Origin of the sequence: Peribacillus acanthi (assembly GCF_003073175.1) — a bacterium.
Taxonomy (GTDB): Bacteria; Bacillota; Bacilli; order Bacillales; family DSM-1321; genus Bacillus_BN; species Bacillus_BN acanthi.
In genome coordinates, this window is record NZ_QBBX01000005.1 from 23,829 (window position 1) to 45,293 (window position 21,465).

The 21,465-nt window shown below is 38.4% G+C and carries 23 protein-coding genes and 1 pseudogene; 7 read left to right on the forward strand and 17 right to left on the reverse strand.

Translation table 11 applies throughout. The annotated features are described in order from the left end of the window. Window positions 1-118, reverse strand: a pseudogene (locus DBX25_RS21210) (ABC transporter permease); the annotation flags it as partial. Window positions 119-139: 21 nt separating this feature from the next. Next, window positions 140-1,144 carry an ABC transporter substrate-binding protein gene (locus DBX25_RS06185; RefSeq protein ID WP_108669915.1) on the reverse strand — a complete coding sequence of 335 codons (1,005 nt, stop codon included), beginning with the start codon at window positions 1,142-1,144 and terminating at the stop codon, window positions 140-142. A 316-nt stretch (window positions 1,145-1,460) separates the two neighbouring features. Here DBX25_RS06185 and DBX25_RS06190 point away from each other — a divergent pair, with 316 nt between their 5' ends. The 4 genes from DBX25_RS06190 (at window position 1,461) to DBX25_RS06205 (ending at window position 3,978) form a co-directional block, all read left to right on the forward strand. Then, window positions 1,461-1,838: a hypothetical protein gene (locus tag DBX25_RS06190; protein WP_108669916.1), complete on the forward strand. Its 378-nt coding sequence runs from the start codon at window positions 1,461-1,463 to the stop codon at window positions 1,836-1,838. A gap of 189 nt (window positions 1,839-2,027) precedes the next feature. Next, window positions 2,028-2,585 carry a bifunctional transcriptional activator/DNA repair enzyme AdaA gene (locus DBX25_RS06195; RefSeq protein WP_108669917.1) on the forward strand — a complete coding sequence of 186 codons (558 nt, stop codon included), beginning with the start codon at window positions 2,028-2,030 and terminating at the stop codon, window positions 2,583-2,585. Window positions 2,586-2,594: 9 nt separating this feature from the next. Further along, complete coding sequence (locus DBX25_RS06200) at window positions 2,595-3,506, forward strand: DNA-3-methyladenine glycosylase family protein (RefSeq protein WP_108669918.1); 912 nt, start codon at window positions 2,595-2,597, stop codon at window positions 3,504-3,506. Continuing rightward, window positions 3,499-3,978, forward strand: coding sequence for a methylated-DNA--[protein]-cysteine S-methyltransferase (locus tag DBX25_RS06205; RefSeq protein ID WP_108669919.1), 480 nt, complete (start codon window positions 3,499-3,501; stop codon window positions 3,976-3,978). Before DBX25_RS06200 ends, DBX25_RS06205 begins: the two co-directional genes overlap by 8 nt. Before the next feature lie 22 nt (window positions 3,979-4,000). Here DBX25_RS06205 and DBX25_RS06210 read toward each other — a convergent pair whose 3' ends face one another. From DBX25_RS06210 to DBX25_RS06220, 3 genes are all read right to left on the reverse strand, one after another. After that, a complete protein-coding gene (locus DBX25_RS06210; protein WP_108669920.1) occupies window positions 4,001-4,345 on the reverse strand; it encodes a hypothetical protein in 345 nt (114 codons plus the stop codon). A 77-nt stretch (window positions 4,346-4,422) separates the two neighbouring features. Continuing rightward, window positions 4,423-5,139: a BsuPI-related putative proteinase inhibitor gene (locus DBX25_RS06215; RefSeq protein WP_108669921.1), complete on the reverse strand. Its 717-nt coding sequence runs from the start codon at window positions 5,137-5,139 to the stop codon at window positions 4,423-4,425. A gap of 126 nt (window positions 5,140-5,265) precedes the next feature. Continuing rightward, a complete protein-coding gene (locus DBX25_RS06220) occupies window positions 5,266-5,754 on the reverse strand; it encodes a hypothetical protein (protein WP_108669922.1) in 489 nt (162 codons plus the stop codon). Window positions 5,755-6,335: 581 nt separating this feature from the next. Here DBX25_RS06220 and DBX25_RS06230 point away from each other — a divergent pair. Beyond that, window positions 6,336-6,797, forward strand: coding sequence for a hypothetical protein (locus tag DBX25_RS06230; RefSeq protein WP_108669924.1), 462 nt, complete (start codon window positions 6,336-6,338; stop codon window positions 6,795-6,797). A 118-nt stretch (window positions 6,798-6,915) separates the two neighbouring features. Continuing rightward, window positions 6,916-7,365: a GNAT family N-acetyltransferase gene (locus tag DBX25_RS06235; RefSeq protein ID WP_108669925.1), complete on the forward strand. Its 450-nt coding sequence runs from the start codon at window positions 6,916-6,918 to the stop codon at window positions 7,363-7,365. A gap of 104 nt (window positions 7,366-7,469) precedes the next feature. On the opposite strand, the gene DBX25_RS06240 is transcribed toward DBX25_RS06235, so the two are convergent. Continuing rightward, window positions 7,470-8,420 (reverse strand): NAD(P)H-dependent flavin oxidoreductase, encoded by a 951-nt coding sequence (locus tag DBX25_RS06240; RefSeq protein WP_108669926.1) that lies wholly within the window; start codon window positions 8,418-8,420, stop codon window positions 7,470-7,472. 73 nt (window positions 8,421-8,493) lie between these two features. On the opposite strand from DBX25_RS06240, the gene DBX25_RS06245 reads away from it, so the two are divergent. Further along, window positions 8,494-9,015: a gamma carbonic anhydrase family protein gene (locus tag DBX25_RS06245; protein WP_108669927.1), complete on the forward strand. Its 522-nt coding sequence runs from the start codon at window positions 8,494-8,496 to the stop codon at window positions 9,013-9,015. Between the two features lie 98 nt (window positions 9,016-9,113). On the opposite strand, the gene DBX25_RS06250 is transcribed toward DBX25_RS06245, so the two are convergent. The 11 genes from DBX25_RS06250 to DBX25_RS06300 form a co-directional block, all read right to left on the reverse strand. Next, window positions 9,114-10,847, reverse strand: coding sequence for a methyl-accepting chemotaxis protein (locus tag DBX25_RS06250; protein WP_108669928.1), 1,734 nt, complete (start codon window positions 10,845-10,847; stop codon window positions 9,114-9,116). A gap of 457 nt (window positions 10,848-11,304) precedes the next feature. Then, the gene (gene paaX, locus DBX25_RS06255) at window positions 11,305-12,177 is read right to left on the reverse strand and encodes a phenylacetic acid degradation operon negative regulatory protein PaaX (RefSeq protein ID WP_108669929.1); all 873 of its coding nucleotides are present in this window, start codon (window positions 12,175-12,177) and stop codon (window positions 11,305-11,307) included. A 1,537-nt stretch (window positions 12,178-13,714) separates the two neighbouring features. Then, the gene (locus DBX25_RS06260) at window positions 13,715-14,491 is read right to left on the reverse strand and encodes an enoyl-CoA hydratase-related protein (protein ID WP_108669930.1); all 777 of its coding nucleotides are present in this window, start codon (window positions 14,489-14,491) and stop codon (window positions 13,715-13,717) included. Window position 14,492: 1 nt separating this feature from the next. Next, window positions 14,493-15,701, reverse strand: coding sequence for a thiolase family protein (locus tag DBX25_RS06265; protein WP_108669931.1), 1,209 nt, complete (start codon window positions 15,699-15,701; stop codon window positions 14,493-14,495). A 1-nt stretch (window position 15,702) separates the two neighbouring features. Further along, window positions 15,703-16,566, reverse strand: a complete 864-nt coding sequence (locus DBX25_RS06270) for a 3-hydroxyacyl-CoA dehydrogenase (RefSeq protein ID WP_108669932.1) — start codon at window positions 16,564-16,566, stop codon at window positions 15,703-15,705. Window positions 16,567-16,673: 107 nt separating this feature from the next. Next, window positions 16,674-18,191: an aldehyde dehydrogenase family protein gene (locus DBX25_RS06275; protein WP_108669933.1), complete on the reverse strand. Its 1,518-nt coding sequence runs from the start codon at window positions 18,189-18,191 to the stop codon at window positions 16,674-16,676. A 23-nt stretch (window positions 18,192-18,214) separates the two neighbouring features. Beyond that, window positions 18,215-18,988, reverse strand: coding sequence for an enoyl-CoA hydratase-related protein (locus DBX25_RS06280; protein WP_108669934.1), 774 nt, complete (start codon window positions 18,986-18,988; stop codon window positions 18,215-18,217). 186 nt (window positions 18,989-19,174) lie between these two features. Next, entirely contained in the window at window positions 19,175-19,954 is a 780-nt protein-coding gene (locus DBX25_RS06285; protein ID WP_108669935.1) for an enoyl-CoA hydratase/isomerase family protein, read from the reverse strand. Beyond that, a complete protein-coding gene (locus DBX25_RS06290; protein WP_108669936.1) occupies window positions 19,947-20,255 on the reverse strand; it encodes an EthD family reductase in 309 nt (102 codons plus the stop codon). The genes DBX25_RS06285 and DBX25_RS06290 overlap by 8 nt, the downstream gene beginning before the upstream one ends. A 77-nt stretch (window positions 20,256-20,332) precedes the next feature. Continuing rightward, the gene (gene paaD / locus DBX25_RS06295; RefSeq protein ID WP_108669937.1) at window positions 20,333-20,842 is read right to left on the reverse strand and encodes a 1,2-phenylacetyl-CoA epoxidase subunit PaaD; all 510 of its coding nucleotides are present in this window, start codon (window positions 20,840-20,842) and stop codon (window positions 20,333-20,335) included. Window positions 20,843-20,869: 27 nt separating this feature from the next. After that, the coding region (locus tag DBX25_RS06300; protein ID WP_240620186.1) for a Phenylacetic acid catabolic protein at window positions 20,870-21,465 on the reverse strand (596 nt) is incomplete at its 5' end.

A 21,465-nucleotide genomic window follows, 5' to 3' on the forward strand; every position in this document is an offset into this window, starting at 1 on the left:
AGCTCCCATCCACTGTTAAGTCAGGAAAATCCAATACTCGGAAGGATAAATACACCCCAAGTGCCATAATGGCATAGATGATTCCTGATTCGAACGCTACAAATATCGCAGTTGGCACGATGTATCCTCCTCTCTAGTTTTACTCACCAGTATAAAACTCTCCGAATTCAGTCCAGCTATCTTCTACTTTCAACCCTTGCGTCTCGGCTGCTTCTTTATTAATCATCAGCTTTAAGCTTTGTGGAAGTGCAACTGGGATTTCAGATGCTTTTTTCTTACCTTTTAAAATTTCTACTGCCATTAAACCTGTTTCATATCCCAGGTCCATATAGCTAAATCCACTAGCAGCTACAGCCCCTTTTTTCATTGAATCAAGTTCACCCACAAATAAAGGAATCTTGTTATCGTTAGCTACACCAATAACAGATTCTAATGCCGAAACGACTGTATTGTCGGTTGGAACATAAATTGAATCTACACGGTCAATTAGTGATTCAGTAGCTTGTTTTACCTCTGCAGAAGTGGATACAGATACCTCAACAACAGAAGCACCAGCAGCTTCAGCCACTTTTTTCACTTCATCTACTTGGACGACTGAGTTTTGTTCACCTGAGTTGAAGATAACCCCAATTTTCTTAGCTTTTACTTGATTGACCATAAAATCAATCGTTTTAGAAATGGCTTCAGGATGACTATCTGTTGTTCCTCTGATGTTAACACCAGGCTTATCCAAGGCTTCTACTAATTCCGCTCCAACAGGATCCGTCACGGATGTAAACACAATCGGGATATCCTTCGTTGCATTCAAAGCACTTTGAGCACTTGGCGTAGAATTAGCGAAAATCAAATCGACTCCATCGCTGACAAAGTTGGAAGCAATAGTGGCGTTATTGTTTGGATCTCCTTGAGCAATTTGGACGTCAAACTTAACATTGTCCCCTTCTTTAAACCCATTTTCAGCAAGCGCCTTCTTAAATCCTTCGAAGGCTGCGTCAAGCGACGGATGCTCTACAATTTGTGTAACCCCAATTGTATACATCTTGTCCCCTTTTTCTCCAGTTGACGTATTAGAGCTTCCACATCCCCCAAGCACAAGAGCCCCTGCCATTAATAGAGATGAAACAACACCTAATTTCTTTTTCATAATGAGCCCCCTAATTATGTAAAAATAATATTAAAACAATCTGTGAAATAGATAATCTAGCAATCTCTAGTCTGTTATAAAGGTATGTAATTACCATTTCTCTTAAGATAAAAACAAGGTCATGCATAAATTTAACGTAATGTTATCATGAATATTCTAAAAATTCAAACTAAAAATTTTTACACTAAAACGCTTTACTGCGATAAAATTAATATTCTTTTAAAAAACATAAAAATATACGATTAGACAATAAAGGATATTGAACTTTCTTAAAGAATATTAACCGAAATAAAAAATTAAGAATGGAGGTTTTACAATGAAAAAATTACTTTGGATTATTCCATTAATATTATTAATCATCATTGGATGTAAAAGCGATACTTCTGTAAAACCTGATTCTCCATTACATACTACTATGCTTATGAAAATGGCCATAAATAACAAAGACTATTCACAATTTGTCTCCTTATATACAACTGGAAGGAAAAATAAAGAATCTCAAGACACTTTTAAGAAATTAACAGATTTAAAGTCAGCTATTACAGATTATTCTAACTATGAATTAATCACTCTTGATAATGGAGAAATGGTGTTAGTTCATTTAACACATGGTCAAAAAGGTAAAGTTGAAATACAAGATGTTATTCTCCTTCCTACTGATTTGAAAGAGTTTTTTAAACAAAATACTAAATAATTCTAAGGGTGGAGGAATCAAAAACTCCTCCCTTTTTCGTTCGTATTGTGAGACCATAATAGCAAGAAACGAGACGAAATACAGTCGCCACATTGATAAAGTGGTCTATACAATATTGGTTTTGCAGTAATGCTTTATCTTTGTTCTAATTGAGTTATGACTAAGATTATTTGGAAAGGAAGGAAGGAAATGGCTGAATTACTTCTATCGTTTGAAGAAATGTGGGAAAAAATAATAGCTTGTGACAGTTCATATGATGGCTTGTTTTTCACAGCTGTCAAAACTACGAAAATTTATTGTCGACCTTCCTGCAAATCCAGGAAACCGAAAAAAATCAATGTCGATTTCTATCCTACTATTGAAGAGGTTGAAAAGGCTGGTTTTCGATCGTGCAAACGATGTCAACCAAGCTCAGATCACACTCCACAAATGGAGATCGTCAAGGAAGTCATGACTTTTCTTGTCCAAAATTATAAACAAAAATTGGTTTTACAAGACATTTCCAACCATGTAGGTGTAAGCTCCTTTTACCTGGAGCGTTTATTTAAGCAACTAACATCAGAAACCCCAAGAACCTATTTGGAAAAAGTCCGAATCGACAAAGGAGCTCACCTTTTGAAGAATACCGACTTACCAGTTTTAGATATTTGTTATGAGGTAGGTTTTCAAAGTCCTTCAAGTTTTTATTCTGCTTTTCGAAAACTAAGACATTGTTCACCAAATGAATTTAGAAAACAAAAGGAGTAGTGAACTAATATGTTAACGGAAGGACGAAAATGGATTGACCATGTTACTTACATACAGTTAATCCTTCCCGAGGAATTTCGATTCTCAGAATGCCTAACATTTCTAGGCCGATCGTCTCAAGAGATTCTACACGAAGTATCAGACAATAGCTTCTATAAATTAATAAAAGTTGATGAGGAGCACATCCTTTTAAAGGTGAAATGTGAGGAACATTCTTTAAACATAGAATTTCTAGGAACCATTCCCAACCAGTTTTCCCGACTTCAAGCTGCTAAGTATGTGTGGGAATTGTTCGATTTAGATAGAGATTTACAATCATTTTATCGACTCACTGACAAAGACCCCATTCTGGCCCCTTTAATCAAAAAACATTTCGGATTACGAATCATCGGGATTCCTAATTTGTTCGAAGCCTTATGTTGGGCTATTATGGGTCAGCAAATTAATCTCACCTTTGCGTACACATTAAAAAGAAGATTCGTAGAGAATTTTGGTGAACCATTTATTTATCAGGATAAAACCTATTGGCTGTTCCCTAGTCCAGAAAAAATTGCACAATTAGACATAGCTGATTTGACAACGCTCCAATTTACCACGAGAAAAGCGGAATACATCCTTGGAATCTCAAAACAAATGGCAACAGGATTATTAACAAAAGAAGAATTGGTTCATTCGGACTCACAACAAATATTATTAAACATTCGAGGAGTAGGGAAATGGACGGCCGATTATGTTCGGATGAAATGTTTACTTGACCCTTCTGCCTTTCCAATCGCAGACGTAGGGCTTCACAATGCAATCATGTATCAATTAGGATTAGATAAAAAACCTTCTATAAAAGAGATTAAGGAATTCGCTTTAAACTGGAAGGGTTGGGAAGGCTACGCTACCTTTTATTTATGGAGGACTTTATATGAGTAAAGAATTTAAAGCTTATTACTATTCCCCTATAGGAATTTTAGAGATGATTGGGACGAAAAAAGGAATCTCATCTATCCTTTTTTGCGAAGAAGAAGAAAAACGGAGTCAAGACGAAAGTTTACCATCAGTAATGCTCGAGTGCTTTCAACAGTTTGATGAATATTTTAATGGTAACCGTAAAGATTTTACGTTTCCCTATACTATTCATGGGACTCCTTTTCAACAACTCGTTTGGAATCAACTCACTTATATCCCCTACGGCAAAACAAGTACATATAAAGATATTTCCGAGAAAATTGGAAATGTAAAAGCATTACGTGCAGTAGGAAATGCCAATGGAAAAAATAAATTAAGCATCGTCATTCCATGCCATCGTATCATTGGATCCAACGGGACCTTAACTGGCTATGCGGGTGGATTGTGGAGGAAAGAATGGTTGCTAAAGCATGAGAAGTCTATAAATTTCGTGTAGAAATATCACCAAAACAATCCTGCTATTTTCTCCCGCCAATACCTAAGACTTTTCCATTTTTTTTATCAATAAAAACTACAATAGGTCCTAATGATTCTTCATCATTGGTTCGAAATGTAACTTTCAAGGTGTGGATACCTTTTATATTAACCATTTCGTCCTTTGCTTCATCAATAATATTCAAATCCATTTCTGAAGTGAATTCCTCCACTTTTGCCTTTTTCCAATTCAGAATAGAATTTTGAGAATGAGGATGTACATAATCATAAGCTAGGTTTATTTCCTCTGAATATTTTGAGTAAGGACTGGAGCTACACCCCATTAAAATTAGTATTAATACAAATCCTACTAAAGGTCTGATTTTCATTAAGGTATCCCTTCCTTTAATGTTTGATAGGGAGTTCCCACCATTTAACTTGGAGCTGAACTCCCTTTTTAACTACCTTATTGAATTTCTACAGATTGAACTTCCTTCTGCCCATCTCGAACTACATAATAGATTTTAACCTTCGTGTCTTTAGGTAAGTTTTCAAATTCTGGTTTCGCTACTTCTGCTAAACGATATGTCTCTGATTGACCTTGTTCATTGACTACCTCAATCGAGTTTAAATCTTGTAGCCCAACAAACGTTACCACAGTCTCCTGTACATTGAGTTTTACTTGGTTCGACCCTACCCAATGAAAATCAACCTTTGCCTTTAAGTTTTTCGTCTCTGTTGCAGTGGACCAAACTTCTAGTGTGTATTTCCCGGGAGGAACATTCAGTAGGTTTTGCTCAAGTGCTAATTCCATTTCTAAAGTTTCTCCAGCTTTCAATACCTTTTCCTCTATCATTTGCGTAAACATCTTATCTGGAGAATAGGTATAAACTACATTCCCTTTTTCATCTTTAAGTTGATAATCGAAATATTGTCCGCTATTCATCGTGAGAGTGACATCTTCTGTTTTATTATTTTGAATGAAGAATTTGGTACCTATCTTTTTGTCATTTGGATTTTCCACACTTGCGACCAATCCTCCTTCGACAATCTCCCCATTTTCCTTTTCAGGTCCTTTACTTCCATTGGCTTTATCATTGGTGATGGCAGTCCCACACCCGACTAATGCCAAAATTAAAATTATGGTCGATACTACCCCTAAAACCTTTTTGCAGAAGATCATATCGTTACACCTCGTATGTTTTATTTTGTTACTTATTCTATTTGACTGATTACATTAATAAAAGTTACAAGGCATTTGACTTAAATGAACAAACAAAAAAGTAGCGACTCCATGTGCGCTACTTCTTTATCTTAATTTTAAAATGAAATGGTAAAACAAAACGGTTGATATTTGAGAACCCATATAAAATACAAATGCTTGTGTAAAAGTAAAATTCTTATATTCAAATAAGTGGAACTGATGGGTTATCCACTCAAACCCAATAGCAAAAAAGGAACTTCCTATTATAAAAAATACTAACTTACCCCCTTTTGGTTTGAAATAATCGTAAATATAGATAAAAAAATATCCGAATGGTGCATACATAGCATAGGAGAGTAAATCAAACAACTCAAAGGCAGAGGTATCAAACACGTCATAGAAATCCTTATCTGGAGCAGATAGAAATTTATCTATTAACCGAGCACTTGCTGTTGGAAACAGTAAAAGTAAAATGGTTATACTTTTAGGAAATTTTCGGGGCAATTTCCTTATGATTAAAACCGAAACAATAAGCAAGATAATCACAAACCACTCATTTTCATCGAATGATTTAGGAAGAGGAAGAGCCTTCATGGTCCACCACCCCTTCGTTTATTAAAACCTTTCGATATTGCTGATGTAAGAATTTTAGAAATAAAAAGGTGATAGCATATAGACATGGAGCAAACACATACCACTTTCCTATATAATCAACAGCATTCATTACCAAACATAAAAGATTGATTAAAACTATCAAACAAACGTAAAGTAAAATACTGAAAATAAGATTTCTTTTATTTTTCTTTCGTTTAGCAAAAAAAGAAATCAGTATTAATACAATGAATGTCTTCCCTACAATCTCGGTTATTTTAAATGTTGCTTGATGCTGTTCGTTCACTTTCCACCATTCTAAATTATCCCCGAATATGGAAATGTAACTGCAAAAAATAAAACTGGTAAGTAACCCGAGAAAGATTTGTTCTAACCCTGAGATATTTCGTGGTATAGAAAAATAATATAAACCTATAAGGAAGGTAAAGGAAATAAGGACAGTTTCGGTCAATAGTATAACCTCCTCAGTTCTTAAGATGGATGTAATACCATTGGATTATTCTTCGTAAAACAAGTATAAAGAATATTGATTAAAAGCATAATAAAGCAAAAAAGGAAATTTTATGGTAATTCTTTTCACCTCCATCATTCTTTTTAACTTTATTGCCTTTAAATTAAATAAGAAACTGAATGCTAATCAAATCCTACATATTTGGAATTTTACTATAGCATTTCAATTATGCTTTGATCTGTTTATTGAATTTAAATTAGGAGCATATTGGTATTTTAATAAAGGGGTAGATTGGGCAGAAATCTTACCGAGAACTATACTAGTTCCTCCAGTAAATATGATGTTTCTTAATTGGTTTCCTTTTCATTCAACGATTTTTAAAAAGACAATCTATATTATTTGCTGGACAGTTGCGATTTTACTATATGAGATTATTACCCTCACTCCAGAACCATGGGGTTATTTCCACTATGGCTGGTGGAAGTTGTGGCATGCCGCACTAATTGACCCTTTTCTATTTCTTATCTTAGTCACCTTTTATAAGTGGATTTGTAATTTGGAAATAAACAGTTAACAGAAGATGGAATGGCCTACCACGTAGAGGCGCTAACCATCTTCCTTTTTATGTCTCCCAAAAATTCTGAAAACATGTGATAATAGATTCAAGTTTACTACCAATTAGGAGGATATTCTTGAATTTTACTACTGAACGATTATCTATCATGGCTTGTACAATTGAAAACACCACTGATGTCACATCTCAATACGAGATGGGACCCCATATAAAAATGCATCTTAAAGAATTAGAATTAGATCCCACAACTTTAGGATGGGGTGTCTGGTTGGTCAAATTAAAAGATACAAATGAAATAATTGGAGACATTGGTTTTAAAGGCAAACCTGACCATCTTGGGAAAGTTGAAATTGGTTATGGAATTAGCCCTTCCGCACAACGAAAAGGCTATGCCACCGAAGCAGTGGATGGGCTGATTCATCATGCATTTTCAACCCGTAAGGTGGATAAAGTAGTAGCGGAGTGCTTACAAGATAATGTCGCTTCCATAAAGGTCCTGGAAAAAGTGGGGATGACTAGAATAGGATCTGATTATGAAATGCTGTATTGGGAAATTATTAAACCGTAAACATAAGAAACCGCTTGGATTTACCAAGCGGTTTCTTATGCTTAACTCTACTATAGAAATAATGTGGTTTATGTAAGTACTCACTTGCGAATTGGTGTGAAATATTAATGAAACATCCCCGATACAACCGCGATTCGATTTTTCGCTTCCTTCATCATGTTTGTCAGTAATTCCTCAACGGTCGGTACGTCACTTACTAATCCTGCTATTTGTCCCCCATTTACAAAACCATCCTTCATATTTCCGTGAATGGCTCCGTTTACATGATAATGTTCCGTAGTCATGTCAGCATACTCTTGTACTGACATACCTTCTTTTTCTTTTTGTAAAACTTTTTCAATATACAATGATGGCAATAGTCTTCTAATTTTACCAACTGTTCTACCTATCACAACCGTTCCATGATCATTGCATTCTAACATTTTTTGTTTATAGTTTTCATGAAATGGAGCTTCTTTTGTTGCTATAAAGCGAGTACCCATCTGTACTCCACTTGCACCTAGCATTAAAGCAGCTGCCAAACCATGTCCATCTCCTATACCGCCAGCAGCAATTACTGGGATGGAAACTCCTTGTACAACTTGAGGAATTAGAGCAAAAGTGGTGGTTTCTAAACTGGAATTTATCCCCGCTGCCTCATACCCCTCCGCAACCACCATATCCGCACCCGCTGCCTCAGCTTTTTGTGCATGTAAAACCGTTGCGACAACACAAAGTATTTTAACTCCATTTTCTTTAAGAATCGGAATCATCGGTGCAGGATTTCCTGCAGATAATGAAATTACCTTTATTCCATGTTTGATCACTAAGCCAACTAGCTCTTTAACATGCGGATTAACACTAATTGCAATATTCACGCCAAATGGTTTTTCCGTCAATTCCTTTGTTTCCACGATGATTTTTTCCACTTCTTTAGGAGTCATTGTCCCTGCGCCAATCATTCCTAATCCACCAGCATTGGAAACAGCGGCTGCTAAAGGTGCATTTGATATATTTCCCATTCCACCTTGAATGATGGGAAATGAGATTCCTAATAATTTTGTAATTTGATTCACACGAAATTCCCCCTCCGTTATAATAATGTTATACTATTTTTAAGATTCAGACAATGAAGAAAGTGGGGATATGATGAAATTTGCTTTTCAAAATAAACAACCAAATGTCGATGAAACGGTATTTCTTGCACCGGGAAGCTGTGTGATTGGTGAGGTTACAATTGGAAAGGAATCTAGTGTATGGTTTAATGCTGTATTGCGAGGAGATGAGGGTCCTATCACAATTGGAGAACGATGCAGTATACAAGATAATGTGACTTGTCACTTGTATGAAGACTTTCCCCTTGTGATTGAAGACGAAGTGACAGTCGGACACAACGCCATCCTACATGGATGTACCATCGGTAAACGAAGCATTATTGGTATGGGTTCTACTATCCTGGATGGAGCAGTGATTGGCGAGGAGTGCATCGTAGGGGCTAACACTCTAATTCCCCCTGGCAAAAAAATACCTCCTCGTTCATTAGTAGTCGGGGCGCCTGGAAAAATAGTTCGTGAAATAACTGAAGATGATTTGAAACTGATTCAGTTATCTATTGATACATATGTGGATAAAGGAAAATTATACAAGGATTCACTAAAACCAATGTCATAGAGGGTATTCATTAAGGTGAATTTTTGAAAACTTAACATAATTTTAAAAAACATCAGCTCATATCTATTAGCTTTAGAGCTGATGTTTTTTAAATATTATTACAAACTAAATTTTTGAATGGACTGTTCTAAGTTTCTCGACAACGTACTTAATCTTGCAGTTAAATCTGAAATGTTATTCATGGCTTCTTCTTGACGATCAGTAGATTCTGCAAGGTCTTTAGAAATGTTAGCTGTAGATTTTGTAGTTTGTCCAAAATCTTCAATAGAAGCGGCAATTTCTTCTGAGCTTGCAGACATTTCTTCAGTTACGGCAGAAACCTCTTGGATTTGAGAACTTACCTGTTCTGTAGCCATTAATATTTTGTTAAACTTCTCACCCGCATGTATCACTGAGACGGTACTTGCTGAAACTTCTGTTGTTCCATGATTCATACTTGATACAGCTCGATGAATCGTATCCCTAAAACTAGATAATAGTTGCGAGATTTTTTCTGCAGAAACCTTTGATTCTTCTGCTAGCTTTCTTACTTCTTGAGATACAACAGCAAACCCCTTGCCATTTTCTCCTGCCCTCGCTGCCTCTATGGCTGCATTTAATGCTAATAAGTTCGTTTGTTCTGCAATCCCTGAAATGATTTTCACGATTTCGTTAATTTCATTTGCTTGTGAACCTAGATTTCCTATTACAGAAGATGACGCTTTTACTATCTCTTCAATGTTATTTATTTGTTGGATAATATTTTGGACAGTCCCATAGCCTTCTCTCACTTGATCGTTCACATCAGTGGATTGTTCACTGACACTTGATGCAGCTTCTGCAATGCGTTGGACGCCAATAGCCATTTCTGCAACTGCATGAATGGATTCTTCACTACTTTGAATTTGTGATTCAGTTGCACCTGCAACCTGTTGAATCCCTTTTACAATCTCACTATTGCTATTATTCATTTCTTCCGTCTTGTGATCAATTTCCTTCGTAACAAATAGTAATGTTTCCGCTGACTTTTTGATATCCTCGATCATAGTTTTTGTGCTAGTTGCCATTTCTTTAAAGGAATCGGATACTTGTTTAATTTCATCTTTTCCTTTTACCTTTAAGTTTTGTAGAATGTCATCTGCAGCATGGAGATTTCCTTCAGCCATATGACTCGCAGCAAGACTAATCGTTTCAAGAGGCTTTAGTCTTCTGACAATAAATATAGTGAGGATGGTTACAATGACTGCAATCAAAATCATGCTGATGATTACCGAAATCGGTAATACGGATTTATTAACTTCTTTTGCTATTTTCTCTACATTTTTTGCATCAATATCTACTCCTAGTACTCCAATTACTTTGTCACCGTTCTTGATTGGAACAAATGCAGACAAATAATCACCAAACTTTGGATCATGAACAATTGGAGCAGCTGAAGACTCTCCCTTAAGTGCTGGTTCAATGTGAGAATACAAGGTTGTGGACGATTGTTCATTAATCCCTGCAGCATTCTCTTCATCAGTTGGCAATCCATCAATCAGTAATCGCACCTCTTTGTTTTCATCAGCAGTAAGGGTATATACATATAGAGCACCAGTCTTTTTCCTAAAATCATCTAAGACTTGTCTTAGCTCCCAATATGTGTCCGATTCCGTTTGATTTTCAAGAAATTCTTCGTACTCATTTGTATCAATTTGTTTAGAGATATTTTCTGCTAACCCTATACTAAAATTGGCGATAGTAGATTCAACGGAATCATTTGTACTCTTGTAGAGCATCACAATATTTCCTGTTAATGCAATCAACATCCCCAATACCATTGCAACAGCTAGAATACTACTCAATTTCTTCATAACTTACCTCCTCATAAACTATATCACCATATTTTTTATCGACTGATTTCAAATAAGGTTAATAGTAAATATCATGATAATTATAGAGAAATCTTTAAAGTTCTATTTTTTTATAACTATTTTTATTATTCGCTTAATAATATCCCGTATGGCTTTATGGCAAAAAAAAAGACCGATCAATTGATCGACCTTCAATTTATTAAACATTTGTAAATTTTGACTAGTTTTTATTTCAGACTTTAGCAAATATAGTCCATTCTATAAGAACCATATTGTAACTACTACTAATCCACCACTGATCGATGACTGCATTTTCACCTGGAGAAGATGTTAGACACGTACAGAGGTCAAAACATAAATTGAATCTTCTTTTTTTACTGAAAACCCACCTATAAAGCCTTCCGATAGGGAACTTGAACTACAAATTGATTCTAGTACAGATGAGATTTACCAAAATTCACAGAATTAGAGGATGATCCATCACATCATATTCTTCATCTTTATTTTTCATCTCATTGCCTTCCTGAAAAACAGACTCAAAAAATTGAAGTGCCGGTTCCGCTAACTCACGATAGTATTCGGTAAACAGCGAAGCCGCATGTCCTCCCAACCACTCCTCGGGAAGCAATTCCTCTGGCAAGCCTGGATCCACGAATAAAAACTTACGGTATTCATGGACTAGCTTCGTACGTTCAACGAAGCATTCTGCATCTGTCATAGCACCTTTTTGAATATTACTTTTAGCGATAATGTATTTTTGACTGTATTCTGTTATAAAATCTTTATAACGAATATTGATTTCCTCGAGATTCCAGCTTTTATCTACGATTCTTTTGTTATCATGCGGACCATCATAGGATGCAATAAAGAAATCTACATACTCTTTAATGTCGTATTTTTCTATGAGATCCTCAACCTGCTTTTCTAGCTTATTCGGGGAAATCCAAACACTATTGGACATAGTTCCAAAGCCACTCCACACCAATTCCTTCCTTAACTCATCACGAATGTTACGAATTTCTTCAGGAATGGTATACATTAACATACGCCACTTCCCATCCCACTTTTCTGGTTGGAGTTTAAAAATTCGGTTCGCCGCTTCTTCCATGCGTTTCGCTCCACGGTCTGTTAGAAAATAAAAGCTTTTGTTTCCTTTTTTCTCTGCTTGCACCCACCCTTGCTTGTTCATCCGGGAAATGGCTGCTCGCACAGCTTGATCATTATGTCCAAACTCATTTAGTAAGCGAATTAAACTACCAATCCAAATTTTATTACCATAATGTCTTATGTAATCACCATAGAGTGTAAAAATCATTGATCTAGTATTCATTCTCGTCCTATCCTCTTCCATTCTATCTAGTATTATTATTTTACCAATTTAAAGCATCATCGTCTCGTAATCTTTCTTATAAAATTGAGAATTCTTAATTACTAATGAACTTAGGATTGTTCTGATTGCTAAAAATGTATATAAATTTGAAATTTTGCATCAGTGGAATAATGATTCCGTTTTCCCTCTTTCTGAATCTCGAAATGGCATCATTGGTCTCCTATGATTCTCTTTGGTCCCTTTCAAACTCAGAATCGGGCATCATTGCACTCGTATGATTCTCTTTGGTCCCTTTCAAACTTAAAATAGGGCATCATTGCGCCCGTATGATTCCCTTTGGACCCTATCAAACTCAAAATCGGGCATCATTGCACTAGTATGATTCCCTTTGGACCCTTCCAAACTCAGAATCGGGCATCATTGCACTAGTATGATTCCCTTTGGATCCTTCCAAACCAAAATTCGGGCATCATTGCGCCCGTATGATTCCCTTTGGATCCTTCCAAACCAAAATTCGGGCATCATTGCGCCCGTATGATTCCCTTTGGACCCTTCCAAACTCAGAATCGGGCATCATTGCACTCGTATGATTCCCTTTGGAACCTTCCAAACCAAAATTCGGGCATCATTGCACCCGTATGATTCCCTTTGGAACCTTCCAAACCAAAATTCGGGCATCATTGCACTCGTATGATTCCCTTTGGAACCTTCCAAACCAAAATTCGGGCATCATTGCACTCGTATGATTCCCTTTGGAACCTTCCAAACCAAAATTCGGGCATCTTTGCACCCGTATGATTCCCTTTGGAACCTTCCAAACTCAGAATCGGGCATCATTGCACTCGTATGATTCCCTTTGGACCCTTCCAAACTCAGAATCGGGCATCATTGCACTCGTATGATTCCCTTTGGATCCTTCCAAACCAAAATTCGGGCATCATTGCGCCAGTTTGATTCCCTTAGGACCCTTTCAAACTTAAAATAGGGCATCATTAAACCTGTATGATTCCCTTTGGAACCTTCCAAACCAAAATTCGGGCATCTTTGCGCCCGTATGATTCCCTTTGGACCCTTTCAAACTTAAAATAGGGCATCATTAAACCTGTATGATTCCCTTTGGATCCTTTCAAACTTAAAATAGGGCATCTTTAAACCCGTATGATTCCCTTTGGATCCTTTGAAACTTAAAATAGGGCATCTTTAAACCCGTATGATTCCCTTTGGATCCTTTCAAACTTAAAATAGGGCATCTTTAAACCCGTATGATTCCCTTTGGACACTTTCAAACTCAAAATCGGGCATCATTGCACCCGTATGATTCCCTTGGACCCTCTTCTGATCCTCAAAATGGAATCATTGGTCTCCTATGATTCCTTTTGGAACCTTTCAAACCAAAATTCGGGCATCAATATATCCTCCCCTCAATTCTAATAAAACAGTAAGATTGAAAAGTACTCTGCTGCCGATGATACTATCCAGTAAACTAGCATATAAGTTGATAAAAAAACTCAAAAGGCCACCCTTCTGAGTCAAAAATCTATTTTCCTATAAAAACAGGGGATCTTTTTTCACTAAAAGCGAGCAACGCTTCTTCTCGATCCTTTGTCGGTATCGTTTTTTCATAGGCTTCGCTTTCAATCTGTAATCCTGACAAAATATCGGTCTGTAAGCCCGCTTCAATTGCATATTTCGCTTGTTGGACGGCAATCGGAGCATTTTTCATTATTTCTGCTGCCAATCCAAGACACTCAGACAGCAACACATCTCTTTCGACCACTTTTGTTAAAATGCCTATCTCAAAAGCTTCTTTTGCAGTGATTTTTCGTGCGGTCAATATCAGTTCCTTCGCCTTGGTTTCACCAATTAGGCGAGGCAATCTTTGTGTTCCTCCTGCTCCTGGGATGATGCCCCAGCTCACTTCCGTCAATCCCATTACAGCCTCTTCCACCGCAATCTTGAAATCACAAGCAAGTAGTAGCTCAAAGCCTCCACCAAATGCATAACCATTGATTGCAGCAATGGTCGGTTGCGGAAGCATCGCCACGCTTTGGAACACATCTCGAATTTTTTTCACATTCCTTCTAACCTCAGTAGGAGTCAACGTCTTACGTTCTTTTAAATCCGCTCCTGCGCTGAACGCTTTATCACCAGCACCCGTAATCAATACTACGCGTACATCAGGATCAGAGCCAATTTCACCAACCAAATCCCCTAACTCTACTAAGCTCTCATAATGAAAACAATTTAATGCTTCTGGGCGATTAAGGGTCACATACGCAACATGATCCTTTTTTTCATAGTTTAAAAACCTCATCCTACTCTCTCCCCACATTTTCAATAATTGTAGAGATACCTTGTCCTACACCTACACACATCGTAGCCAGGCCATATCGTTCATTCCTTCTCTTCATTTCGTAAATTAAAGTTGTTAAAATCCTCGCCCCACTTGCACCAAGTGGATGTCCAAAAGCGATTGCGCCTCCGTTCACATTCACTATTTCACGAGAAACCCCAAGCTCATTGATACAAGCCAATGATTGAGACGCAAATGCTTCATTCAATTCCACTAAGCCAATATCGTCCATAGTAAGGGTCGCTCTTCTTAAAGCTTTTTTAGTAGAATAAATTGGACCAATTCCCATAATAGAAGGTACCACTCCTGCAATGGCGCTAGTCACATAACGAGCTAAAGGCTTCAAACCAAGTTCATCCGCTTTTTCCTTTGACATTAAAAGTAAAGCAGAAGCCCCATCATTGACCCCAGAAGCGTTCCCTGCAGTCACTGATCCACCTGGAAACAGTGGTCGTAAAGTGGAAAGCTTTTCTAAAGTCGTATCATACCGTGGATGCTCATCATCCTTAACAACTAATTCTTTCCCTTTACGGTCTACATACACTACAGGAACAATCTCTTCTTGAAACAATTCAGCCTCAATGGCTTTTTGAGCCTTCCTTTGACTTTCATAGGCAAATTGGTCCTGTTGTTCACGTGTAATTCCATATTGCTTTGCCACATTCTCCGCTGTTTCTGGCATACTATCGGTGCCATACATTTCTTTCATTTTAGGATTGATAAAGCGCCAGCCAATCGTAGTATCTACTAGCTCCATGTTACCTCGAGGAAAATCTTGCTCTGGCTTTTTCGTCACAAGAGGTGCACGAGTCATACTTTCCGTTCCCCCTGCGATGTAAATGTCCCCTTCACCTGCTAAAATGGCTCTCGCTGCATAATTTACAGCATCCAAACCAGAACCACATAATCGATTAAGCGTAGTTCCACCTACTTCAATTGGCAATCCAGCTAATAAGGCGGACATCCTGGCTACATTTCGATTGTCCTCCCCTGCTCCATTGGCATTTCCAAAAACTACTTCCTCAATCTCACCAGGATTGATTTCTGGATTTCTTTTAACTAACGAGCTAATAACCGTAGCACCTAAATCATCGGGACGAACATTTCGCAACCCACCATTGTACTTTCCGATTGGAGTCCTAACTGCATCTATAATTACCACTTCTCTCATCTTACTTGTCACCGCCTTTATCACTGTAATCATAAACACCACGGCCTGATTTCCTACCTAATCTTCCTGCTTTCACATATTGCTCCAAAAGGGGTGCAGGACGATATTTTTCACCAAGCTTGGCATGTAAGTAATTCAAATTATTTAACCTTGTATCCAATCCTACTAAATCTCCCAGTTCAAACGGGCCCATTGGATAATTGAGGCCAAGACGGATGGCTTTATCGATTTCTTCAGGAGTCCCTAAACCTTCTTGCAACATATAAAAAGCTTCATTACCAACCAGTGCTGAAATTCGGCTCGTCACAAATCCAGGGAATTCATTGACCACCACGGTTTCTTTTTTCATCATTCCAGCCAGTTCTTTCACAGCTTCAACCGTTTCATCACTCGTTTCCAAGCCACGAACAATCTCAATTAACGGCATCTTATGAACGGGATTGAAAAAGTGCATCGCAATCACTCGGTCTGGACGCTTCGTAAATGAACCGATTTCCGTTGGACTCATAGTGGAAGTATTAGTAGCAAAAAAACAATGTTCTGGTGCATGGTAATCCATTTTTTCAAAAACAGCTCGTTTAATCTCGATTTTTTCAGGAACGGCTTCAATAATAAAATCGGCTTCTTCAAAGGCAGCTTCCATGGAAGTTGAATATTGTAATCGACCCTGTGCCTCATTAAAATCCGTTTCGGTAATCTTCCCTCTTGTGACCGCCTTTTGAAAAAGTCCCGTAATTTCTTCTTTTGCATTAGCTAGCTGTACTTCCTTTATATCCACTAACGTGACATCGCACTTCCCAATTGCTGCCACATAGGCAATTCCTCGTCCCATCACACCGGAACCAATAACCACCAAACGTTTCATTTATTTCTCCTCCATTTTTTAAAAAAACAAAAAGGGTCTGGCTTCACACTGTAAAAAAGGTGCGTTTGTGAGAGCCAACCCTTTCGTCTCTTAAATCTGATCCATTCCTATACTCCAAATGGATTTAAAGGACGCCCTCCGTAATAGGAAATGACGCTTTTTGTTTCACAATATAAATCCAATGTTTCAACACAAAGCTCCCTGCCAAATCCGGATTGCTTATAGCCACCAAATGGCGTTCCTGGGAAAGCAGAAAAAGGACAATTCACCATCACAATGCCAGCCTGAATTCCCTTCGAAATGCGTGTGGCTCGGGCATGGTCCTTTGTCCATACTGCAGAACCCAACCCATATTCGGTATCATTAGCTAGTTTAATAGCTTCTTTTTCATCCTTAAATTTCATGACTACAACGACAGGTCCAAAGATTTCTTCCTTGACCACTTTCATCTCATGAGTCACGTTAGAAATAATGGTTGGCTCATACCAGTATCCATTTTCATAACCCGCTAGTTTTGCAATAGAACCTCCCGTTTCAATCGTGGCTCCTTCCGCTTTTGCCGATTCAACATAACCGTGTATAACATTAAGTTGATCCTGGTTGATGATTGCTCCAACATGAGTTCCTTTATCAAAAGGATTCCCTAGCATCAGCTTCTTCGTTTTTTCAATAAATTTCTCCATGAAATCATCGTATATAGCTTCATGTACATACAGTCTCGAACGTGCCTCACAGGACTGACCGGAATTGTAAAAGATTCCAAACAATGATCCATCCACAGCCGCATCGATATCTGCGTCATCAAACACAATGCTTGGCGATTTACCACCTAGCTCTAACGTTACTCGCTTTAGAGTACTAGATGCGCGCTCCATAATTTTTCTACCAATTGGCGTGGAGCCTGTGAAGGCAATTTTATCTACTGCTTCATTCTCCACTAAATAGTTCCCAACCTCTGAACCAGCTCCTGGAAGAATATTCACGACGCCTTCTGGAACGCCAGCTTCGATACAAATTTCTCCTAGTACTATGGCCGTTAATGGCGTCAAAGTAGCTGGTTTAACCACAACTGAACACCCCACTGCAATAGCAGGAGCAATCTTCCAAGCTGCCATCATCAATGGATAATTCCAAGGGATGATTTGTGCACAAACACCCACTGGCTCTTTTTCTGTGTGATTTTGGAAGGCGCCTGGCATACTGTTCACACTTCCACGATGACTCACAATTGCACCAGCATAAAATTCAAAGTCCTCAATAGCTTGCATCACTTGTCCTTGGGCTGCTGACAATGATTTACCTGTATCTAGAATCTCTAATTCTACTAATTCATTGAATCTTGCACGCATAATACTTGCGATTTTATTCAATGTCCTAGAACGCTTATTAATAGGAAAATGACGCCATTTACCGAAATCAAAAGCTTGGCGAGCGGCTTGAACCGCTTTTTCTGCATCTTCTATATTGGCTTTAGCCACTTCAGCTATTATTTCACCAGTTGCCGGATTGTAGGTAATGAATGTATCATTACTACTACTCTCCATTCTCTGCCCATTGATGATTAATTGGTAGCGTTCTCTCTTCATTTCGAGCTGATCCAACTTTGAGTCTCTAACCGTTGACATAGTCATCACCTTTTCTACGAGACTTATTGTCCAGTGAATACGGATGGTCTTTTTTCAATAAAGGCTTGAACACCTTCACGATGATCATGGGTCAGTCCGGCCATTCGTTGACCGTAGGCTTCTTTTTGTAAAAATTCCTCTAATGGCATTTCATAGCTAGCATTCAATTGACTCTTTATAAGCCCGATTGCTTTCGTTGGCATGCTGGCTAATCGTTTTGAAAAGCTAGAAACCGATTCATTCCAATCTTCATCTGAACTGATTTTTGTCACAAGTCCAAATCGGATTGCTTCTTCTGCTGAGATTTTTTCACCGAACACTGCAAGCTCTAACGCTTTTGCATGCCCGACAATTTTCGGCAAATAGTACAAGTTTCCCGAATCAGGAATTAAACCAACATGAATGAAGGCCTGCACTAACTTTGCCTTCTCGTGCATAATCCGGAAATCACATGCTAACGCCAAGCTTAAGCCAGAGCCTGCAGCTACACCGTTAATCGCAGCTATAACTGGTTTTTGAAGTTTCGATAACTGAATCATGACTGGAGTATACCGGGTACGTAGCACTTCACCATGATCCAACCCTTCGCCTACTCCCCCTAAATCCTCACCTGAAGAAAAGGCTCTCCCTTCCCCAGTAATGACAAGACATCGAACAGCATCATCTCTATCGACTGATTTCAACGCTTGAAGCAATTCCTTATGCATTAAACCCGTAAATGCGTTTAATTTATCAGGACGGTTCAAAGTTAACGTCGCAATCGCATCATTCACGTCATATTTAATTGTTTCGTACATTTCTGTACCCCCTTTATGGAGTTTGGTCCCGTTACCAAATTGAATGAAAAAAGTAAGTTGCATTCATCCATGCTTCATTTAATGTACAGTAAGGGAGCCCTCGCTGAAAAATCCAATTAAATATAGGTAAGTGCAATTCCCCATCACTCATTTGTTTCTACAGCGGGACCTGATCCATCAAAACCCTTATCTTCCTCTAAATTGAGGTTTTCTCTTTTCTTTGAAGGCTGTCATGCCCTCCTTTTGATCTTCTGATGAAAAAAGGAGGTAAAAATTCTTCCGTTCAAACTGCATTCCTTCAAGTGTGGACGAATCCACTGCTTTTTGGACCGATTCTTTGATCAGTCTTAAGGATAATGGTGGTTTTGTCGCTAAGTTCTTAGCAAAGCGGACTGTTTCTTCCATGAGTAGATCAGTAGGAATGGTTTCGCATACAACACCGTAATGTAGGGCTTCTTTTGCTGAAAATCGATCGCCGGTCATCAACCAACGTAACGCTCTCGATCGACCTACAAGCTTTGTCAATCTCTGTGTTCCCCCTGCGCCTGGCATGACTCCCAAATTTACCTCAGGAAAACCAAACTCGGCATCCTCTGCTGCAATCAATAAATCACAACATAGAGCAAGTTCAAACCCTCCACCTAGAGCAAATCCATGAATCGCTCCTATGATAGGCTTTTTGATAGCTCCAAGTCGGTCCCAATCCGTAAATTGGTTGAGAAGCTCCATTCCAATCGGGTCGGCGTCCACCATTTCATCAATGTCTGCTCCGGCAGCGAAAGCTCTTCCCTTCCCAGACAAAACAATCACACGTATGTACTCGTCCCGGTCATAGCTTTCCATTGCCTCCACAATCTCAGAGACCATTCCTCGATTGATGGCATTCAGTACTTTCGGCCGATTCAAAGCAATGAATCCAATCGAATCTTCCACCTTTGTTTCAATGAATTGAAACTCCTTATTCATTCATTTCTTCACCAATCATCAATGTTACAAGATCACCAGCAAAAGACATTAAATCCTTTCCAGAAGCTCTTCCTTCATCGGATTTCATTGCAGCTTTCAATGCGTCGTGGTTTTCATAATACATTTCACACATGATGTAGTATTTACCTTCGCCACCCATAGGACTTCCTACAACTCTAGTAACCTCCATTTTTTGCAATCCTGGAATTTTAGCTGTGATAGGAGCATGATGTCCAAAATAGTGTTGATCGAAAGCTTCCTTATTTTCTGGGTGTTTGTAAAGCGCGATTAATTTAACCATGTAAAATTCTCTCCTTTAAAATTATTAAGCGTTCAGGGATTAAGACCGGGGATTGGACATGAACGCTTATTTCCCCTTTACATTAGCGTAGAAATTGGCTTCATCGCCTCAAACGGATTCTTGCAGCTTTTACAATAGAGAATGCTGCGACATGCCGTTGGTCCAAATATATTCTCCATCGTCGTATATGATGAATCACAATATGGACAAAGCACATGCCATTCTCCAGTTTCGCTCACTTGTTTTGGCGGAGGAGCGATCCCGAACTCTTTAAGCCTTTCACGACCTATTTCTGTAACCCGATCGGAGGTCCAAGGTGGGTCGTATACAAACTTGACATCAAACTCTTCCAACCACCCAATTAAAGTAACCGCTTTCAAAATGTTGCTTTTGATGATATCTAAAGCTGGACACCCCATGAAGGTTGGAAGAATGGTAATGATAATTCCTCTATCAGAAATCCTTACTTCTTCTACCATCCCTAACTCTAAAATGCTGACAGAATCAATTTCTGGATCTTTGACTGATTGGAGCGCCAGTTCTATTTCAGATTTTTGGATTGGTGTAAAGTTCCCAAACCATTTCATATCATTCATCCCTTTATAAATAGGCTATTACCAAATGGCTGTTGGGTCTGAAGCATATACTTCACTTAAGACATTGAGAGCATCTTGTAAGTCTGGTGTATGGTCTCCCTTACGACCTTCCCCACTTTTCTTTCCGATGACAGCAGTGTACGTTAGACCGATTGAAGAAAATATCTCACTCATAGCTGCATGGAATCGTGTAAGGAGAACCTCTTCCGATTCAATTAGCCCTGCATCTGACATTTCTTTTCCTAATAGTCCTAAAGAAAGTACATCCCCCATATCTTTCATAACAATGCCAATAGCATGTTCCATTCTACTTCTTGCTTCTCCACCAGCTTCAACCAGTTGCTTAAACCAGATATTCCAGTGCATCTGATGATAGTAAAGCTCCATACTGACTTTTACTGCTGTATCTGCAAGCGGTTTGTAGGAAGAAGTTTTCAATGAGTGCATCTTGATTGTCTTTGCATGTGAGTAAAAGAAGTGACGAACTACCGCAAATGCCCAATCATATTTCGGCTCCTGAAGATAAGTGCCGGTACCATTCACTTTTTCAAGAAGAATCGCATTCTTACGCTCACTTGCTGGCCTTGCATGAGCAAGGAAGTCCATATCCTTTT

What these genes read in the sequence shown, in the direction of transcription:
- paaD (WP_108669937.1), bottom strand. Translation starts at nt 20,842, where the DNA reads ATGAAATGGTTTGGGAACTTTACACCAATCCAAAAATCTGAAATAGAA.
- DBX25_RS06285 (WP_108669935.1), bottom strand. Translation starts at nt 19,954, where the DNA reads ATGAATAAGGAGTTTCAATTCATTGAAACAAAGGTGGAAGATTCGATT.
- DBX25_RS06205 (WP_108669919.1), top strand. Translation starts at nt 3,499, where the DNA reads ATGAGTAAAGAATTTAAAGCTTATTACTATTCCCCTATAGGAATTTTA.
- DBX25_RS06210 (WP_108669920.1), bottom strand. Translation starts at nt 4,345, where the DNA reads ATGAAAATCAGACCTTTAGTAGGATTTGTATTAATACTAATTTTAATG.
- DBX25_RS06185 (WP_108669915.1), bottom strand. Translation starts at nt 1,144, where the DNA reads ATGAAAAAGAAATTAGGTGTTGTTTCATCTCTATTAATGGCAGGGGCT.
- DBX25_RS06230 (WP_108669924.1), top strand. Translation starts at nt 6,336, where the DNA reads ATGGTAATTCTTTTCACCTCCATCATTCTTTTTAACTTTATTGCCTTT.
- DBX25_RS06200 (WP_108669918.1), top strand. Translation starts at nt 2,595, where the DNA reads ATGTTAACGGAAGGACGAAAATGGATTGACCATGTTACTTACATACAG.
- DBX25_RS06190 (WP_108669916.1), top strand. Translation starts at nt 1,461, where the DNA reads ATGAAAAAATTACTTTGGATTATTCCATTAATATTATTAATCATCATT.
- DBX25_RS06265 (WP_108669931.1), bottom strand. Translation starts at nt 15,701, where the DNA reads ATGAGAGAAGTGGTAATTATAGATGCAGTTAGGACTCCAATCGGAAAG.
- DBX25_RS06290 (WP_108669936.1), bottom strand. Translation starts at nt 20,255, where the DNA reads ATGGTTAAATTAATCGCGCTTTACAAACACCCAGAAAATAAGGAAGCT.
- DBX25_RS06275 (WP_108669933.1), bottom strand. Translation starts at nt 18,191, where the DNA reads ATGTCAACGGTTAGAGACTCAAAGTTGGATCAGCTCGAAATGAAGAGA.
- DBX25_RS06260 (WP_108669930.1), bottom strand. Translation starts at nt 14,491, where the DNA reads ATGAGGTTTTTAAACTATGAAAAAAAGGATCATGTTGCGTATGTGACC.
- DBX25_RS06250 (WP_108669928.1), bottom strand. Translation starts at nt 10,847, where the DNA reads ATGAAGAAATTGAGTAGTATTCTAGCTGTTGCAATGGTATTGGGGATG.
- DBX25_RS06195 (WP_108669917.1), top strand. Translation starts at nt 2,028, where the DNA reads ATGGCTGAATTACTTCTATCGTTTGAAGAAATGTGGGAAAAAATAATA.
- DBX25_RS06270 (WP_108669932.1), bottom strand. Translation starts at nt 16,566, where the DNA reads ATGAAACGTTTGGTGGTTATTGGTTCCGGTGTGATGGGACGAGGAATT.
- DBX25_RS06215 (WP_108669921.1), bottom strand. Translation starts at nt 5,139, where the DNA reads ATGATCTTCTGCAAAAAGGTTTTAGGGGTAGTATCGACCATAATTTTA.
- DBX25_RS06220 (WP_108669922.1), bottom strand. Translation starts at nt 5,754, where the DNA reads ATGAAGGCTCTTCCTCTTCCTAAATCATTCGATGAAAATGAGTGGTTT.
- DBX25_RS06280 (WP_108669934.1), bottom strand. Translation starts at nt 18,988, where the DNA reads ATGTACGAAACAATTAAATATGACGTGAATGATGCGATTGCGACGTTA.
- DBX25_RS06245 (WP_108669927.1), top strand. Translation starts at nt 8,494, where the DNA reads ATGAAATTTGCTTTTCAAAATAAACAACCAAATGTCGATGAAACGGTA.
- paaX (WP_108669929.1), bottom strand. Translation starts at nt 12,177, where the DNA reads ATGAATACTAGATCAATGATTTTTACACTCTATGGTGATTACATAAGA.